The organism is Nitrosospira sp. Nsp14 (assembly GCF_900113575.1).
Lineage (GTDB): Bacteria > Pseudomonadota > Gammaproteobacteria > Burkholderiales > Nitrosomonadaceae > Nitrosospira.
This window is the reverse complement of sequence record NZ_FOPV01000011.1, coordinates 70,708-87,786: the sequence shown is the minus strand read 5'-3', so window position 1 is coordinate 87,786 and position 17,079 is coordinate 70,708. Positions and strand designations below refer to the sequence as shown.

Below are 17,079 nucleotides of genomic sequence, written 5' to 3'. Positions count from 1 at the left end.
GCCGGCTTCACGCATGGTGCGTCTGGATTGCTGTCAAACGCGCATATGCAAACGCGGTCTCCGATGCGCACTCCGTCCGACACCTCAAGATATGTGGCACTACGGTGAGAGTTCCGCGATATATTTGTGCACTTTTAATTGCTGCAGCGGGTGCGTATGCTCCGGCGCATGCTGCCGATCTGATGGAAATCTATCGGGAGGCGCTGGAGCAGGATACCCTATACAGCGCTGCGCGCCACGCGCACGAGGCGGCGCAGGAGAAGTTACCACAGGGTCGGGCCGGGCTGCTTCCCACGGTCACGCTCGGATTTGTGCGGCGACGGCAATGGATCGAGGTGGGGAATTTGAGCGCGGCCTTTCCCGGAATAGCAGGAGCGCGGCCATCGGACATAACGATCGACAATCAGAGTCTTACGCTCACTGCCACGCAGCCGATTTTCCGCAAGGAAAATTTTGCGGTTTATGAACAATCAAAACTTCAGGTTGCGCAGGCCGATTCCCAGTTCATCATTGCGGCCCAGGACCTGATCCTGCGCGTGGCGCAGGCATATTTTGACATTCTGCTGGCGGAAGTAAATTTGGAGGCGGCGGAGGCGCAACTAAAGGCCATACGTGAGCAGTTGGAGCAGGCCAAGCGCAACTTCCAGGTCGGCACGGCGACTATCGTCGATACGCATGAAGCCCAGGCGCGTTACGATTTCATACACTCCCAGGAAATTGCCGCAAGGAATGATCTGGAAATACGCAAACGGGCATTGCAGCAGATTATCGGCCGCATGCCGGATTACCTCCGCCGTCCTTCATCAGGAGACTCTGCTGATCTGCTGACGCTGAAGTATCCAACCATGCAGGAATGGATCACCGTGGCGGAGCAGAACAATCTTGCGCTCAAAGTCCAACAGTCAGTGTATGAAATCGCAAAACAGGACGTGGAGCGCGCCAAGGCCGGGCACTATCCAACCGTGGATTTGGTAGCAATCTATAGCGACCAGAAAGGTGTCGGTGGCACGATCACAGGCCGGCCGATCGACCTAACGTCGAAAGAGATTGGCGTTCAGGTCAGTTTTCCCATATTCCAAGGTTTCGCCACCCAATCACGCGTTCGGGAAGCATTGGCAACGCAAGAAAGGGTGTTTCAAGATCTGAATAACACCCGGCGCAACAACCTGCTGCAGGTTAGTCAGCAGTATCTGAATGTCACCAACGGTTTGGCCCAGGTGAAAGCACTGAAGCAGGCGTTGGTATCAAGCCAGAGCCAGGTGGATTCCACCAGACTTGGACAGGAAGTGGGCGTCAGAACCGAGGTGGATGTCTTGAATGCGCAGCACATGTTTTATACGGCACGACGCGACTTGGCCCAGGCGCGCTACAACTTTCACATGTCGAGGTTGAGGTTGAAGGCAGAGGCGGGGGAACTGGATGAGGAAGACTTGAGAGAGGTCAACAAGGTGTTGCTGCGCTAGGTGCCGCCTCGAAAAACGATGTTCTGCAAGCGTCATGATGAAGTTCATCAATACATCTCCGACTGCATCGTTGACGCATCCTGGTCTGAGTGTTAGATTTTCAACCAAGCGGGGTTGCGTGTCGCCGCTGCGCCGTTTCCTTGTCAAGGGGGATGGCGGCATGAAGCCAGCAAAGGCCTATTATGAAAGAGGCAGCCATACCTGATTCATACTGGAGTCAGCCATTTCTCCTGTCGCGCGGCGACCGGTTGGCCGGTGTCCGCGACACTCGTCCGGGAGAATCGGATAAGGGTGTACTCGACGCCAAGACGTTCGACGCAATCGAGACCGACCAACTGTTTGACTCGCTCAATCAAGCTGTTACCCATGCCGGGCAGTCGGTTCTCTACCGCTCGCTAGCCCGGCCAGGAACCGATGCGGAAATTGTGCGAAAAAAGCAGGAGGCATTACACGAGCTCGAGTCCGACGCCACTCTTCGGGATGCGCTGCAGCATTTTATCGATGAGATGGCCCGTGGTGAGCGTTCCCTTTACGAATTGCTCTATGGCACGTTTACCGGTGGCTTTGCCATCGATAGTTCTGGAACTGGTAAAAACGATGAAATGGAATTCAGCGGCTACGGCTATCATCAGTTCCTCGAAGGAACCGGCTTCGTGGTCGATCTCGTCGAGATGGAGCAGGCCTTGCCGCAGCCCCGCAGCGAATATTTGCACGACCTCTTCAAGACCATACGCGACTTTGGCACCTCGCGTATCTACTCACTGATACGCGGACCGGTCTACCTGGTAGAGGGAAAATTCAAGACGGGCGAAGAAAAGCCGCGATACTTGCCGATCCCGCGTTTCCATCCGTCAATGATCAAGCCCCTGCCGATGTTTCTTATCCTGGCAGCATTGGTCACAGGCCTTTATTTTTTTCAGGGATTACTGGCCGGTTTTGGCATCGCCTACCTGGGTTATGGGATACTTGTACTGGCGATCCCCATTCTTCCGGTCGTCTTGATTGCTATTGCCTCGTCGGATCGCGATTCTGTCATCTATCCGTTGCGGAAGCTGTTCAAACATAGCCTCGAGCTCGCGCGCCTGCTTGAAACGATGGGCATGATCGATGAAATCCTGTCCTTCCATCGTTATTCCCGGGCTTTCGGCGAGAAGATGACGCTCCCGGAAATAATTGAAAGCGATCGGCATTCGCTTATTGTCACTGAAGCTAGAAATCCTCTACTTGCCCGTGCCAATTCCAACTACGTGCCTAACGATATCGAACTGGATGATACGGGGCGGCTGCTTGTCATTACCGGACCCAATAGTGGCGGCAAGACAGCCTACTGCAAGACGGTGGCACAGATTCAGCTGCTTGGCCAGATCGGCTGTTACATCCCCGCCGCAAACGCGCGGCTGGTCGTGGCAGAACATATTTTCTACCAGGTGCCCGATCCGGGACACTTGGCCGAGGGAATGGGACGCTTTGCCCATGAACTGAAACGCACGCGTGAAATTTTCTTCAGCTCAACGGCGCGTAGCCTCGTCGTGCTGGATGAGCTTTCGGAGGGAACGACATTCGAGGAGAAGATGGAACTGTCGGAGTATGTCCTTGCAGGCTTCTATCAACTAGGGGCAAGCACATTGCTGGTTACACATAACCACGAGTTGTGTGAGCGCCTGCAGGACAAGGGTATTGGACGTTACCTGCAGGGCGAGTTTCTGCCCCAGGGCCCAACCTATCGTCTGATCCCGGGAGTTTCGCGGGTGAGTCACGCCGACCGCGTGGCCGCTGCGCTGGGTTTCAGCAAGGAGGATATAGAGAAGCATCTTGCGGGACGCGGCACCTAATCGCCAGTTCAGCATTGGCTTGCTGCGCAGAACGTGGCCGCGTATCGTCTCTTCCAGTGAATCGATAGACCTGTTATTGCTGAGCCCCGCTCTGTCCCTGGTTCTATAATCCAAGGTGCGAAAAGTGTGCACGACTACCACAATGCGATGCTCGCCCTCGCTTCGCGTTGCAGGTTCTTCACATGAATCCGAGCTGAAAAGGATCAAATGATGAAATCATTGGTTACGGGCGCAAATGGGTTTGTCGGTTCGGCGGTTGCACGATGTTTACTTAACGCCGGGCATGAAGTGCGGTGCCTGGTCAGACCCGGAAGCGACCGACGAAACCTTCACAAACTGCCTGTCGAGCTCTTGGAAGGCGATTTGCGCTCGGCTCCGTCATTGAGGCGCGCGGTGGCAGGCTGCGACAGCCTCTTTCATGTTGCCGCCGATTATCGCCTCTGGGTTCCAAATCCGGAAACCATGTACGACATTAACGTAAGGGGAACTCAGGCGTTGATACTCGCCGCGGCAGAAGCTGGGGTAAAACGAATGATATATACCAGCAGCGTGGCGACGCTGGGCACGAATCAGGATGGTATCCCCGCCAATGAGGAGACGCCCTCCAGTCTTGTGGCCATGACAGGACACTACAAGCGTTCCAAATTCATGGCCGAGCAAGTTGTTCAGCAAATGACCGATGAGCATAAACTACCGCTGGTAATCGTGAATCCTTCCACGCCCATTGGGCCACGGGACATCAAGCCCACGCCAACCGGCCGTATCGTGGTGGATACCTTACGCGACCGGATGCCTGCATACGTCAATACAGGCTTGAATATCGCTCATGCCGACGACATCGCGTATGGCCACCTGCTGGCTTACGCCCATGGAAAGCCGGGTCAGCGATATATCCTCGGCGGGGAAAACCTGACTTTACTGGAAATACTCCAGATGATCGACCGGATTCGCGGGAAGCAGACGAAACGAATGAATCTTCCTGTCAAGCTGATCCTCCCGGCTGCATGGTTAATGGAAAAAATGGCGATGGTTACCAAGGTCGAACCCCGCGCCACCATGGATAGCCTGCGCATGGCGCGGAAAAAAATGTTTTACTCCAGCGACAAGGCCGTGCGTGAGCTGGGATATCGATATCGGCCTGCCGCAGAGGCGCTGGAGGATGCGATGAACTGGTTTCGGAATAATGGATACTGCGGGTAGCGGCTGGCCACGCATAAGGTCTCGTTCGATACACACAGCCCAACATGGATCCATGGGTGTGGAAGCTCAAACATCACGCTTCTTCTGCGGTCCCGTCCGTCCCACTAATTGTCTAGCGGCCGCCGCTAACCGATCCCCTAAACTATTCAAAATAGCTTGCATTACTTTCCCAGCTTAAATTCGCGGTTTGACATGATTCCCGTGCCCGGCAGTTTTGGCTTTCGGTTTTAGCGGGACGAAGCGGGCAGCGGTTGGTTCCTGTCCCGGAAGTTCGACAAATATAGTTACCGCTGTCTCGGGCGTAAGCGTGAAGTCGCCCGTTCCTTTAAGCATGTTGGCGCCAACGGGTTCCAGCTTGAGCGAGGCTTTAACCTTGGACTTGCCGTTTTGCACGTTTGCCTTACCGGTTCCACCCTCGGTGCTAAACTGACGGTCGGCATGGTCCATTACGTAAAGCAGAATCTCGTTGTTCTTGGCCACAAGCTCCAGATGATATGGCCCGGCCATGCGCGTCTGGCCACCATGGGCCGACTCTTTGGAATCGAAATAGTCTTCGGTATGGGCCCCCGCAGGCAGGCTTAGAGCAAGCGTAGCTCCACACAGGAAGGTGTATATCAACTTATGCATTTTGATTCTCCTTGACGGTTGAAATGCGGATATTGCACATGGGTGATGCTCCTTGGGTCGTGCGTCCTGCGATAGCACGCTGCTCAAGAATCAGTTCTACGGTGTTTATTGCGCTCCCTTCCGGCTTCGGTCCACCTCGATCGCGGTAACGAGGCTGCCACGGTTGCCCCATGAGTTGCGGATATACGACAAAACGAGGGCGATCTCTTCATCGCGCAAGATTTGCGCAAATGGCGGCATGCCATAAGGACGCGGATTGTTTATGGTCACCGGTGCATAGCCACCATAAAGAATGCTGCGAATCGCGTTAACCGGCGATGCCAGGGTGACACCGCGGTTGTCCGCCAGCGCCGGGTAAGCGTTAGGCCTGCCTTGTCCCAGGTTGCCATGACAATCCTCGCAAAGCGTTTTATAGATGTCGCCGCCTCGCGCAAGAAGTTTATCGACCTCCTCTGTGAGGGGGGGCGCTACTCCTCTGGAACGTGGGTCGCTCTGGGGCAGCGATTTAAGATACGTAGCCATGGCATGGGCGTCCTGCTCATCTAAATGCTGGAGGCTCTGGCTGACGACATCCGCCATCGGCCCCGCCGTAGCTGCGCGAGATGACAACCCTGTTTTAAGCAATTGGATAATGTCATGAAGCGGCCAGTCTGCAGTGCTCGCTTCCTGGAGCGAGGTGAGGGAGGGCGCGTACCAGTTTGAGCCCATGATTTGCCCACCGCCCAATAGTCCGCCCTGGCTTGCGCCCAGCGGATTTCGAGAGGTGTGACAGGCATTGCAATGTCCGAGCCCTTGCACGAGATATGCGCCCCGGTTCCACGGATCCTTTTTCCCTGCATCGGGGCGATAAACGCCCGGCTCAAAGTAAAGCGCACGCCAGATATAAATGAGCGGGCGAAGATTGAAAGGAAAGCGGATCTCGCTTGGCGGATTTTTTTGCTCAACAGGGGGGAGAGACTGAAGATAGGCGAAAATGGCATCGGAGTCCTCGCGCGTGACCTTTGTATACTCCGTATAGGGGAACGCCGGGTAAAGTGGCGCGCCCTGGCGCCCTTTGCCCTCATGCAGCGCCCGCCACAAGTCATCTTCATTCCAGTGCCCGATCCCGGTTTCCGAATCGGGTGTAATGTTTGGCGTAACGAACGTTCCGATGGAGGTATCGAGGCGATGCCCGCCGGCATAGGGCCGGCCACCCTGTGCCGTATGGCACCCCATGCAGTTGCCGATCCGCGAGAGATAAGCGCCCCGTGCTTGCAAGGTTTGTCTTACCGCCATATCATCCGCCGTTGCTGTCGGCGGTTTTTCGCTCTCTTCAATCCTGGGCCGGGTTTCAGCCGATGCAAGGAACAGGCCGATACCTAAGAGTCCGGCAAGCGCGGCAGCGATGGCGATATGTTTCATTGTGATTGTGGCTGCCCGGAGTGCAGGACAATGCTGGCGCAACGCCTTGCCAGTTCATCGGAAAGTTTCGGCGCGGGCCCCTCGCGCTTTAATAGTGCCTCGGACACTGGTTGGGCGGCCAACCATGCCGCGATAATGTTTGCCTCGTTCGCCGTCAGTTTTTTAGCAATTTCCGACATACAGTCCGGCGTCTGCCCTCGGATCAGTCCGCCATGCTGCCAATTGCCAAACTGGGCCATAATGTAGATGCGAGGCAGGCCGAGTAACCCGGGGATAAAAGGAGTTGTCCCCATCAGGGCTTTACCGTGGCAGTCAACGCATGCCGGGATGTTTCGAGCAGGGTCGCCCTGAGTGACCAGCTTGCGGGCAAGTTCAATTTCGGCGGGCGGGGCCTTCATCGGCTCCGGCGGGGGAAAGGCTTGCTTCAGGGAGGCAAAATACATGGCCATTTCCCAGAGATATTGATCGGGCAAACCTTCCAGTAGCACTGCCATGGGTCGATAGAGACGCCTGCCATCGCGAAAATTACGCAACTGGTTGAAAAGGTAGCCTTGAGGTTTGCCCGCAATGCGCGGGTAGTACGCATCTCTTCCCTTTTTATCCTCTGGACCGTGACAGACAATACAAGGCTTCACCCGCTCCTCCATTGTGTCGGGGGCGTTGGCCGCAAGTATTTCCGACGCGCCGACAGCAAGCGCGCTAAATAATAAAAAGATCAGAAAGAGTCGTTTCATGAAACCCTCGTTCCTGCTGTGCTTTCCTAGGTATGAGAGCGGCGTTATGTTCGCGGGCAGTATTGATGGACGGCAAATCCACTAGCGGGCGAATTTCCGCACCACCATCATTAATTCATCAATCGCTTCATCTCCGTTGCCCGACTTGATTGCCCCCTGCATGCAGCCATGAGTATGGTTTTCGAGCAATCGCATCGCAACGGCGTCAAGCGCGGACTGAAGCGCAGATACCTGGTTCAGGATATCCACGCAATAGCGATCCTCGGTAATCATTTTCGCCACCCCACGCACCTGGCCCTCGATCCGGTTGAGGCGTTTGATCAAAGCTTCCTTGTCCGGCTGCACCACCATATCGGGTGCGTGACAGGGCTTCTTGTCAGCTGATGACTTCAAAACCGGCCTCCTTGATCGCGTTCTTTAACTGGTCGGCATGAGTTGTCATGGCGTCGTACGCGACTGTTACCTGCTTCTGTTCGAGAGAAACGTCCGCGCTGCTGACACCAGGTATCTTCTCCAGCACGTTCTTCACGCTGTTGACACAACCCATGCAGGTCATTCCGTTCACTTTTATGATTTCTGTTTGCATTTTCATGACTCCTTTCCGGTTAAGTAAATCGACTGCTCAAGAGCGGACTCGGGCGCTGCCCGCCACCGTTTCAGCAACAACGAGTTGCTTACCACCGATACTGAACTCATTGCCATTGCCGCGCCCGCGATCACGGGGCTGAGTAATCCTGCCGCCGCCAGCGGTATGCCCAACACGTTATAAATAAAAGCAAAAAAGAGGTTCTGCCGGATTTTACCCAGCGTGGCTCGTGAGAGGGAGATGGCGTCAGCAACGCTCATCAGGTCGTCGCGCATGAGGGTGATATCGGCAGCTTGAATTGCAATATCTGAACCAGCGCCTATGGCAAAACTCACATCGGCAGCGGCCAGGGCCGGTGCATCGTTGATTCCATCGCCAACCATGCCCGTAAATTTTCCGCTTTCCTTCATCTTGCTTACTTCTGCGGCCTTATCCTTAGGCAGCACTTCGGCACGATAGTCCGTGATGCCGGTTTGCCGGGCGATAGCTGCTGCGGTGGCGCGGTTGTCGCCGGTCAGCATGATGACTTCTATGCCCATTGCTCGCAGCCGCGCTACCGCTTGTGCGGAAGTGCTCCTCACCCGATCCGCAATGGCAAGATAGCCGAGAACGTCAGTTGTGTGCCCATTTGCAGTGTTTGCCGCGGAAAGGCACACGACCGTTTTACCCTCGGCCTGAAGAACAGCTATTAGTTCTTCATCCACGAGTGCGCCATGTTCTCTTGCAAAGCGGGGCGAGCCGAGCAAGTATTCGACATCATCAATACGCGCTGTAACGCCGCTGCCAGGAAGGGCTCTGAAATTGCTCACTGACCGCGGCCGTAGCCCTGAGCTCGCGGCCCGCTCCATTACGGCTTTCGCCAGCGGATGTTCCGATCCCTGTTCGAGACTAACCACAATCTGCATCAGATCGCGCTCCATGATCGATCCTGCTGGCACGATATCCGTCACTGCCGGCCTCCCTTCCGTCAGCGTGCCGGTCTTATCCACGATCAGAACCTGAATTTTTTCAGCCTGCTCCAGCGCCGCGGCGTTTTTTACCAGCACTCCGGCCTGCGCACCGCGCCCCACTCCGACCATGATCGCAGTTGGCGTCGCCAGTCCTAATGCGCAGGGGCAGGCAATGACCAGCACCGCCACGGCGTTGATGAGGGCGGGAACGAACTCACGCGTCAGCCCCCATGTGAGGAGCAGGGTCAGGACGCTCAGGGAAACCACCACCGGCACGAATACTCCGGAAACAGTATCGGCCAGCCGTTGGATCGGGGCCTTGGAGCCCTGTGCTTCCTCTATCAGGCGAATAATCACGGCAAGCTGGGTATGAGCGCCGACACTGATGGCTCGGCATCTGAGCAGCCCCTGCTGATTTACGGTCGCTGCATAGACTTTCGCATCTGCTTGCTTGGCGACGGGCATGCTTTCGCCGGTCAACATCGCCTCATCCACACTGGAGGCGCCGTCGATGACTATGCCATCCACCGGCAAGCTCTCGCCAGGCCGAACGATAAAAACATCCCCGACCTTGAGTGTGCTTGCCTCCACTTCGATGATCTCGCCGTTAAGCTCCATCCGCGCGGTCTTGGGTTGTAGTTTGACAAGTTCCTCGATCGCTGCGGAAGTCTTGCTTTTAGCGCGGGCTTCCATCAATTTGCCCAGCAGCACCAGCGTGATGATAGCGGTGCTTGCTTCGAAGTACACATGTTGATCCACCGCCAGCAGCGTCACAGCCGCGCTGAGCAAATATGCCATGCTGGTACCCAGCGCTACCAGCACATCCATGTTTGCGCCGCCGCCGCGTAACGCATTCCATGCGCCAATATAGAAGCGCCTTCCTACCCAGAACTGAACCGGCGTCGCCAGCAGCAACTGCAGCCCCCGTGGCAGTTCCATGTGGTCGCCCCAGAACATGGGGACCATCTGCAGCATTAAGGGGAGACTCAGCGCAGCCGAAATCCAGAACATGCGGAGCTCCGCCTGGTAACTGGCACGCCTGCGCGCTTTTTCCTCAGCACGGCTGGCTTCGCTGATTTCGGTGGCGCCAAAACCGGTTCGGGTAACTGCCGCGATCAGATCTTCCACCGATGCGGCGCCAAGGTTGAAACGGGCGTGGGCAACCTCCGTGGCGAGGTTGACATTTGCAGTTACGCCCGGCAGGGAGTTGAGTGCTTTTTCGATACGGCCGCTGCACGCGGCACATGTCATTCCGGCGATTTGCAGCTGTACGGATTGAGGTACAACCTGGAAGCCCGCTTTTTCGATCGAATGCACCAGGTGCTCCGGAGAGGTTGCCGCAGCGTCAAACTCAATCCGAGCTTTCTCGTTAGCAAAATTGACAGCAGCGCGCACGCCCGGGAGCTTATTCAGGTTTTTTTCGATACGCGCCGCGCACGCGGCACACGTCATGCCCTCGATGGGCAGGTCTATTTGCTTTAGCACGGATGAGTTCATGTCATCGATCTCTTGAAAGGAAGCGAATAAGCCGGCAAGCTACTCCAGGCTTTTTGTTTTTCGTCGACGCTACCGCCTGGCATTACCCGATTCACCTGATTCAAGGTAATTCTTCATCGGCCCATTTACCTGCCCGTTCGCTGAACCCAGCTGGTGCGAGCGGGAAGTCAGCGAGTTGAAATCGTAACCGGACTCCGTCAATTTAAGTCCCCGATCCGCCATCATCAGACCCATACCAATAACCAGGACCGCGGAAGCGAGCACAAGTTGACGCATGATGCGGCGCGGGACACTACTGGCAATCAGGCCGAAGCCCATCAGGGGTATAAGCGTGCCCAGGCCGAAGAAGAACAGCATCGTCGCTCCCTCCTGGGCGCTGCCCGTGCCGGCAGCCATGACATACATGGCCTGCAATGGGCCGCAGCCCAGCATGAAGCCGTTCAACAACCCGACCATCAGCGGGCTGCGCTGGACCCGCAACTCATTCGCCACCCCCTTTGTCACGAAGTGAGGCAAGCGCACGGTAAAACCCCGCAGTGCCGGAAACACATCCAGCATTTTGAGCCCATAAATTATTACGAAAATACTGGCTGCAATACTGATGACGCCTCGCATGTAAGGGGTAAAGGTCACAATTGAGCCAAGCAGTCCCAGCGTGCCGCCAATAACTGCGTAAGAGATTGTTTTGCCGCTGGCGTACATCAGATGTCTCATTGCCGTGGAAGCAGCCGATTGCGGTCCATTTGCGGAGGCGTAGCCGACGACAAATCCGCCGCACATGCCAATGCAATGGAAGCCGGTAAAAAATCCGATGGAAAACAGCATGGCGTGGCCGAGATTGGGGCTCATCTCTCCCACCAGCCCAGGGACCATGCTTTTGCCCCAGAACGTAATTCCGCCTACCAGCAGTAGAAAGAACAGGAAAATAGACCCGTTGCGTAACAGGCTGCCTGCGGTCGCCGATGCGCTGTCAAATTCGTAGCCCTTTTCTTCGATTGCGGCCCGAATCCCCGCATCGGCGATGAGCTCGCCGTCGAACTCGACCTCAATCGTTCTCCTTACATAATCCGCCTTTACTCCCTGTACCCCGGGTAAGCTGCATAACGCATTTTCGATCGTTTCTTCGCAACCCGTGCAATGCATGCCTTTGATTCTCAGACGTCTGGATTTATTCATCATCGCATCCTATTGGCTGAACCAAGACCGTTCTTCAGGAAACACCACCCGTGCATGGTTGCCTGAATCAAGTAGCCAGAAGTAGCCACCGCGTTAGCAAATTAGGGAATAAGGTTTGAATCTTGGTATCAACCATATACCCTAGTGGGGTATATGTCAATACCCGGCAGGGGTATATGAGGGAAAAGTGCAAATGGCTTGAAAAAAGCGATCCTGTTTTCGCGCTGGGAATAGGCTGAAACCGGACGGCAGGGTCAGGAGGTCACCATTATCATCGTTTGAATGGAGTGCCGAAGCCTCCTGCGGCGTGGGGCCGCATAAAGTTTGTGGGGAAGCCGTAGGAGTGCCCGCGCCCGCAAGGGGCAGGATTTTTTGAAAAGAGCTTGATTAGCGATGGATGTGTTGTCGCGGAGAAGCATTACTCGTCTTCTTCCGCCATGAATACTATGGACCCTCATTTACCTACTGAGACAGAGGGCAGAGGGTATTGAGAGAATGCGGATGATCGCTACATGTCCCTGAAAAAAAATGCCCAAGGGTGTCAGCCGGATCAGTCTTCCGGCCGCAGTTGCGGAAACAGAATCACATCGCGGATACTCGGACTATCGGTAAAAAGCATGACTAGCCGGTCTATGCCGATACCCTCGCCCGCGGTGGGCGGCAGGCCGTACTCAAGGGCCCGGATATAGTCGGCGTCGTAGTGCATGGCCTCCTCATCGCCCGATTCCTTGGCGCTGGCCTGTTGCTGAAAGCGAGCGGCCTGATCCTCGGGATCGTTCAATTCGGAAAATCCGTTGGCGATTTCGCGTCCGGCAATGTAGAGCTCAAACCGATCGGTTATCGCAGGATTATCGTCGTTACGCCGCGCAAGGGGCGAGACCTCGGCTGGATAATTAACAATGAAAACCGGATCAAACAGTAAATGCTCAGTGGTTTCATCGAATAACGTCAATTGCAAGCCGCCGATGCCGTCCTCCGGCTTGTAAGCAACACCGAGAGACTTGAGTTTGGCGATCACAAATGCACGGTCTGCGAGTTGTTCATCTACGATTTCAGGGTGAAACTTCCGGATAGCCTGCGTAATGGTGAGCCGCTCGAATGGCCGCGCAAGATCAATCTCCCGCCCCTGATAATTGATGATGGTCGTGCCTAACACTTTTACAGCGATTTCCCGCAGCATGGTTTCCGTGAAGTCCATCAAGTAAGCGTAGTCCCGGTAAGCCTCATAAAATTCCAGCATCGTGAACTCCGGATTATGCCGAGTAGAAATGCCTTCATTCCTGAAGCTGCGGTTAATTTCGAACACCCGTTCCAAGCCGCCGATTACCAACCGCTTCAGATAAAGCTCCGGGGCAATGCGAAGAAAAAGTTCCATATCCAGCGCGTTGTGATGCGTGACGAAGGGACGCGCCGCGGCGCCGCCGGGGATAGGGTGCATCATGGGCGTTTCGACCTCCAGATAACCGCGCGCGACCAGACACTCGCGTATGGACTGGATGATGCGTGATCGGGTAATGAAAACGTTGCGGCTGGTTTCATTGGTGATGAGGTCGAGATACCGCTGGCGGTATTTCTGTTCCTGATCAGCCAGGCCATGGAATTTTTCCGGCAGTGGGCGCAGCGATTTGGTGAGCAACCGAAGGTTGGTCACACGTACGGAGAGCTCGCCGGTCCTGGTCCTGAACAGTGTGCCCTGAGCGCCGAGAACATCGCCGAGGTCATAATGCTTGAACGCCGCCTGTGTCTCAGCACCGGCCACATCAATCGCAATATAAAGCTGGATACGGCCGCTCATATCCTGGATCGTCGCGAAGCTCGCCTTACCCATGACGCGTTTCAATATCATGCGTCCAGCCACGCTGACAGTGCGTGGCGTCTCTTCCAGCATTTCGTTGGAATAATCTCCATATTCTCGATGAAGATCCTGTGCAAGATCGTCGCGGCGGAAATCATTGGGAAAAGCATTGCCTGCTTGACGCAGCGCACCCAGTTTGGCGCGACGCTCCTCGACAAGCTTGATCTCTGCGTGAACCCGATCATGCGTTTCGTCCAGATTCTTCTCCAAAGCGTCATCTGCCACTTTCAGCTCCTTTTTTTTCTTAAACTTATATGCCGTGTTTCAAACTGGCGGCGATGAAATCCTCCAGCCCACCGTCAAGCACGGCCTGGGTATTTCCGGTTTCGACACCGGTGCGCAAATCCTTGATGCGTGACTGATCCAGGACGTAGGAGCGGATCTGGTGGCCCCAGCCGATGTCGGTTTTGCTATCCTCCACCGCCTGTTTTTCTTCATTGCGCTTGCGCAATTCGGCCTCATACAGACGGGATTTCAACATCGCCATCGCGTCTGCGCGGTTGCGGTGCTGCGAGCGGCCGCTTTGGCACTGCACCACAATCCCGGTGGGATTATGTGTGATACGAACGGCCGAATCAGTTTTATTGATATGCTGCCCGCCTGCGCCGGACGCGCGGAACGTATCCACGCGCAAATCGGCCGGGTTGATGTCGATGTCGATTGTTTCATCCGCTTCGGGGTAAACAAACACGCTGGCAAAGGAAGTATGCCGGCGGTTTCCGGAATCGAACGGGGACTTCCGCACCAGGCGGTGCACGCCGGTTTCAGTGCGAAGGTAGCCATAGGCATATTCGCCGGATATCTTGAGACTTGCGCTCTTGATACCCGCAACTTCCCCCGGCGACTCTTCCATTATTTCTACGCTATAGCCACGGCGTTCGCAATAGCGCAAATACATACGTTGCAGCATCGCTGCCCAATCCTGTGCCTCGGTGCCGCCAGAGCCGGACTGTATGTCGACGAAGCAATTATTGGGGTCCAACGGGTTGGAAAACATGCGGCGGAATTCCATATCCGCGACGGTTTTCTCGAGATGTTCAATATCACGCTCGATGCTTCGCAGGGTAGCGTCGTCATCTTCTTCCCGTGCCATCTCGAACAGGTCTCGGGCATCGTGCAATTGCCGCCCGACGGTATCGAGGGTGACGACAACGCTCTCCAGCGTTTTCTTTTCCCGGCCCAGTTCCTGGGCGCGTTTATTGTCATCCCAGATGGCCGGGTCTTCCGTCAGCCGGGTCAGTTCATTCAGGCGGGTCTGTTTGCTATCGAAGTCAAAGATACCTCCGCAATTCTATTGCGCGGTGATCGAGATCATCGAGCTGGTTAATGACCGCGTTTAGCTGTTCCGCTTCCATGGGAGTTATTCCAAAAGGAAATAATTATACAGGAAGGGGGAGGGGCATACGGCTTACACTGGAGACGTGGATAAGCGTATGAACCGGCACACCCTTACGCCGAGGTATGGAAGTAGCGGAACGTCGGCGGGTAATAGACTCCGCCACCCGTTTTTCAGGCGGATAGAGCGCTGGCATGAAAACGCAAATGGCTTTCGATGAATGTGCTGATGAAAAAATAACTGTGATCGTAGCCTGCGCGCATGTTGAACTGCGCTGGATAATTTGCTGATTTGCACGCGTCGATCAGTCGCTCAGGCTTCAGTTGCTCGGCCAGGAACTCATCCGCGTCGCCCTGATCGATCAGCATTGGCAGGTATTCGGCCCGATCAGCGGCCTTGATGAGGAACGTTGCGTCATAGTCGCGCCAGCTTTTGACGTCGCTGCCAAGGTAATGGCTGAATGCTTTTTTGCCCCACGGGGCATCGGTCGGATTGGAGATAGGGGAAAAGACGGAGACCGAGCGGTAACGGCGCGGATTACGCAGCGCAATGACGAGGGCCCCATGTCCTCCCATCGAATGCCCGCTAATGGAACGACGGTCGCTAACAGGGAAAGACTGCTCGATGAGGGCCGGGAGCTCATCGACGATATAATCGTACATGTGGTAGTGGCGGCTCCAGGGTTCCTGGATCGCGTTCACATAAAACCCGGCGCCCAGACCCAAGTCATATGCATTCTCCACATCCGCTACACCTTCCCCGCGCGGGCTGGTATCAGGCACGACCAGCACCATGCCCAGTTCCGCGGCGACGCGCTGTGCGCCTGCTTTGTTGGTGAAATTCTCGTCGGTGCAAGTCAATCCGGATAGCCAGTAGGTTGTTGCGGGCAGCCGATTTTCGCGGTGTGGCGGAAGATAAATCGAGAAATTCATTTCGCAATTGAGCGAAGTCGAGAAGTGACGGTAGCGCTCTTGCGATCCTTCGAACGCTCGATGGCTTGAAAGAAGTTGCAAGACCTGCATAACCTGCCTCCCGTTCCAGTCCTAATTACCGCCTGTTTATCGTGCTTATCTACTGAAATGAATCACCGAGCGGATAGACTTTCCCTCGTGCATGAGGTCAAACGCCCTATTGATGTCCCTCAGCTCGAAAGTGTGAGTGATGAAGGTATCGAGTTCGAACTCCCCATCGAGGTAACGTTGCACGTAGCCCGGCAGCTGGGTTCGGCCCTTTACTCCGCCAAACGCCGACCCGCGCCAGACGCGTCCGGTTACGAGCTGGAAGGGGCGGGTGCAGATCTCTTCGCCCGCCCCGGCGACGCCGATGATGACCGACTCTCCCCAACCCTTATGACAACACTCCAGTGCGGAGCGCATCACTTTGACGTTGCCGATGCATTCAAAGGAAAAGTCCACCCCTCCTGTCATTTCGACAATGACATCCTGTATGGGCCGGTCGTAATCTGCGGGGTTGACCACATCAGTTGCTCCCAGCTTGCGCGCAATTTCAAATTTCGTCGGGTTCAGGTCGATCGCAATGATCCGTCCGGCCCTGGCTTTGACGGCGCCGATGATTACCGCCAGACCGATGCCGCCCAGACCGAAGACGGCGATAGTATTGCCCGCTTTTACTTTTGCCGTGTTGGACACGGCGCCCATGCCGGTCGTCACGCCGCAGCCAAGCAGGCATACTTTTTCGAGCGGCGCTTCCTTGCTGATTTTAGCGAGCGCAATCTCGGGTATGACCGTGTATTCGGAGAACGTGGAGGTACCCATGTAATGGTAGATGGGTTTGCCATCCTTGGAAAACCGTGTAGTGCCGTCCGGCATCAGCCCCTGTCCCTGCGTCGCACGGATCGCTTGGCACAGATTCGTTTTACCCGATTTACAGTATTCGCATTTGCCGCACTCGGGGGTATAGAGCGGGATGACGTGATCACCCGGCGCGAGCGAGGTCACGCCTTCACCTACGGCCTCGACAATACCTCCGCCCTCGTGGCCAAGAATGGCGGGAAATTTTCCTTCGGGATCCTTGCCTGACAACGTGAACGCATCAGTATGGCAGACACCGGTAGCGACGATGCGTACCAGTGCTTCCCCTTTCTGGGGCGGCATCAGGTCCACTTCTTCGATAGCTAAAGGCTGCCCGGGGCCCCAGGCAACCGCTGCACGCGTCTTTATCTTATCCATGATCGAGTCCTCTCTGCTCTCGGTTACGCTCCCGAGTAGTATGCTTGGCAATCCGTGGATTTGCAAATAACGCTGCGTCCCCGGTTCAGCATGCTTTTTTCGGCATGTTGTTCTGAAGATTACCGTAGCTGCGACGGAGCGACCGAAAAAACGCGGCTCGGGCTCATGCCCCTCGGCGTACCGACGAGGTTGGCTTTTTGGTACAAGGCGTCTATTATGAATTAGGCTGGTTT

The 17,079-nt window shown here is 55.6% G+C and carries 14 protein-coding genes; 3 read left to right on the top strand and 11 right to left on the bottom strand.

The features are described 5' to 3' along the window. Window positions 1–182: 182 nt before the first annotated feature. The 3 genes from BM022_RS08840 to hpnA all read left to right on the top strand — a co-directional run bounded on the left by BM022_RS08840 (window position 183) and on the right by hpnA (window position 4,495). Entirely contained in the window at window positions 183–1,463 is a 1,281-nt protein-coding gene (locus BM022_RS08840) for a TolC family outer membrane protein (RefSeq protein ID WP_091138595.1), read from the top strand. Between the two features lie 182 nt (window positions 1,464–1,645). After that, window positions 1,646–3,295: a MutS-related protein gene (locus BM022_RS08835; RefSeq protein WP_091138594.1), complete on the top strand. Its 1,650-nt coding sequence runs from the start codon at window positions 1,646–1,648 to the stop codon at window positions 3,293–3,295. 207 nt (window positions 3,296–3,502) lie between these two features. Beyond that, window positions 3,503–4,495 (top strand): hopanoid-associated sugar epimerase, encoded by a 993-nt coding sequence (hpnA, locus tag BM022_RS08830; protein WP_256209077.1) that lies wholly within the window; start codon window positions 3,503–3,505, stop codon window positions 4,493–4,495. A 174-nt stretch (window positions 4,496–4,669) separates the two neighbouring features. Here hpnA and BM022_RS08825 read toward each other — a convergent pair whose 3' ends face one another. The 11 genes from BM022_RS08825 to BM022_RS08775 all read right to left on the bottom strand — a co-directional run bounded on the left by BM022_RS08825 (window position 4,670) and on the right by BM022_RS08775 (window position 16,846). Continuing rightward, window positions 4,670–5,122, bottom strand: coding sequence for a hypothetical protein (locus BM022_RS08825; RefSeq protein WP_091138591.1), 453 nt, complete (start codon window positions 5,120–5,122; stop codon window positions 4,670–4,672). 105 nt (window positions 5,123–5,227) lie between these two features. Further along, window positions 5,228–6,523 carry a c-type cytochrome gene (locus BM022_RS08820; RefSeq protein WP_091138589.1) on the bottom strand — a complete coding sequence of 432 codons (1,296 nt, stop codon included), beginning with the start codon at window positions 6,521–6,523 and terminating at the stop codon, window positions 5,228–5,230. Further along, the gene (locus BM022_RS08815; protein WP_177191666.1) at window positions 6,520–7,257 is read right to left on the bottom strand and encodes a c-type cytochrome; all 738 of its coding nucleotides are present in this window, start codon (window positions 7,255–7,257) and stop codon (window positions 6,520–6,522) included. The genes BM022_RS08820 and BM022_RS08815 overlap by 4 nt, the downstream gene beginning before the upstream one ends. 81 nt (window positions 7,258–7,338) lie before the next feature. Beyond that, window positions 7,339–7,650: a metal-sensitive transcriptional regulator gene (locus BM022_RS08810; RefSeq protein WP_305728856.1), complete on the bottom strand. Its 312-nt coding sequence runs from the start codon at window positions 7,648–7,650 to the stop codon at window positions 7,339–7,341. Further along, window positions 7,634–7,849, bottom strand: a complete 216-nt coding sequence (locus tag BM022_RS08805) for a heavy-metal-associated domain-containing protein (RefSeq protein ID WP_256209075.1) — start codon at window positions 7,847–7,849, stop codon at window positions 7,634–7,636. Before BM022_RS08805 ends, BM022_RS08810 begins: the two co-directional genes overlap by 17 nt. Further along, window positions 7,846–10,290 (bottom strand): heavy metal translocating P-type ATPase, encoded by a 2,445-nt coding sequence (locus BM022_RS08800; RefSeq protein WP_091138584.1) that lies wholly within the window; start codon window positions 10,288–10,290, stop codon window positions 7,846–7,848. Before BM022_RS08800 ends, BM022_RS08805 begins: the two co-directional genes overlap by 4 nt. 69 nt (window positions 10,291–10,359) lie before the next feature. Further along, entirely contained in the window at window positions 10,360–11,466 is a 1,107-nt protein-coding gene (locus BM022_RS08795; RefSeq protein ID WP_256209074.1) for an urease accessory protein UreH domain-containing protein, read from the bottom strand. A gap of 550 nt (window positions 11,467–12,016) precedes the next feature. Beyond that, window positions 12,017–13,546 carry a lysine--tRNA ligase gene (gene lysS, locus BM022_RS08790; RefSeq protein ID WP_371264313.1) on the bottom strand — a complete coding sequence of 510 codons (1,530 nt, stop codon included), beginning with the start codon at window positions 13,544–13,546 and terminating at the stop codon, window positions 12,017–12,019. Between the two features lie 25 nt (window positions 13,547–13,571). Beyond that, a protein-coding gene (gene prfB, locus BM022_RS08785; protein WP_143079556.1) for a peptide chain release factor 2 occupies window positions 13,572–14,676 on the bottom strand; the annotation gives its coding sequence in 2 pieces (ribosomal slippage) (window positions 13,572–14,594 and window positions 14,596–14,676; 1,104 coding nt in all). A 154-nt stretch (window positions 14,677–14,830) separates the two neighbouring features. Beyond that, entirely contained in the window at window positions 14,831–15,670 is an 840-nt protein-coding gene (gene fghA / locus BM022_RS08780; RefSeq protein WP_177191668.1) for an S-formylglutathione hydrolase, read from the bottom strand. Between the two features lie 54 nt (window positions 15,671–15,724). Continuing rightward, window positions 15,725–16,846 carry an S-(hydroxymethyl)glutathione dehydrogenase/class III alcohol dehydrogenase gene (locus tag BM022_RS08775; protein ID WP_091138578.1) on the bottom strand — a complete coding sequence of 374 codons (1,122 nt, stop codon included), beginning with the start codon at window positions 16,844–16,846 and terminating at the stop codon, window positions 15,725–15,727. Window positions 16,847–17,079: the final 233 nt, after the last annotated feature.

Bases quoted from the DNA above. Each gene is read 5' to 3' on its own strand.
- BM022_RS08835 (WP_091138594.1), top strand. From the start codon at position 1,646: ATGAAAGAGGCAGCCATACCTGATTCATACTGGAGTCAGCCATTTCTC.
- BM022_RS08820 (WP_091138589.1), bottom strand. From the start codon at position 6,523: ATGAAACATATCGCCATCGCTGCCGCGCTTGCCGGACTCTTAGGTATC.
- BM022_RS08805 (WP_256209075.1), bottom strand. From the start codon at position 7,849: ATGAAAATGCAAACAGAAATCATAAAAGTGAACGGAATGACCTGCATG.
- BM022_RS08815 (WP_177191666.1), bottom strand. From the start codon at position 7,257: ATGAAACGACTCTTTCTGATCTTTTTATTATTTAGCGCGCTTGCTGTC.
- BM022_RS08825 (WP_091138591.1), bottom strand. From the start codon at position 5,122: ATGCATAAGTTGATATACACCTTCCTGTGTGGAGCTACGCTTGCTCTA.
- BM022_RS08800 (WP_091138584.1), bottom strand. From the start codon at position 10,290: ATGAACTCATCCGTGCTAAAGCAAATAGACCTGCCCATCGAGGGCATG.
- BM022_RS08795 (WP_256209074.1), bottom strand. From the start codon at position 11,466: ATGAATAAATCCAGACGTCTGAGAATCAAAGGCATGCATTGCACGGGT.
- hpnA (WP_256209077.1), top strand. From the start codon at position 3,503: ATGATGAAATCATTGGTTACGGGCGCAAATGGGTTTGTCGGTTCGGCG.
- BM022_RS08840 (WP_091138595.1), top strand. From the start codon at position 183: ATGGAAATCTATCGGGAGGCGCTGGAGCAGGATACCCTATACAGCGCT.
- BM022_RS08775 (WP_091138578.1), bottom strand. From the start codon at position 16,846: ATGGATAAGATAAAGACGCGTGCAGCGGTTGCCTGGGGCCCCGGGCAG.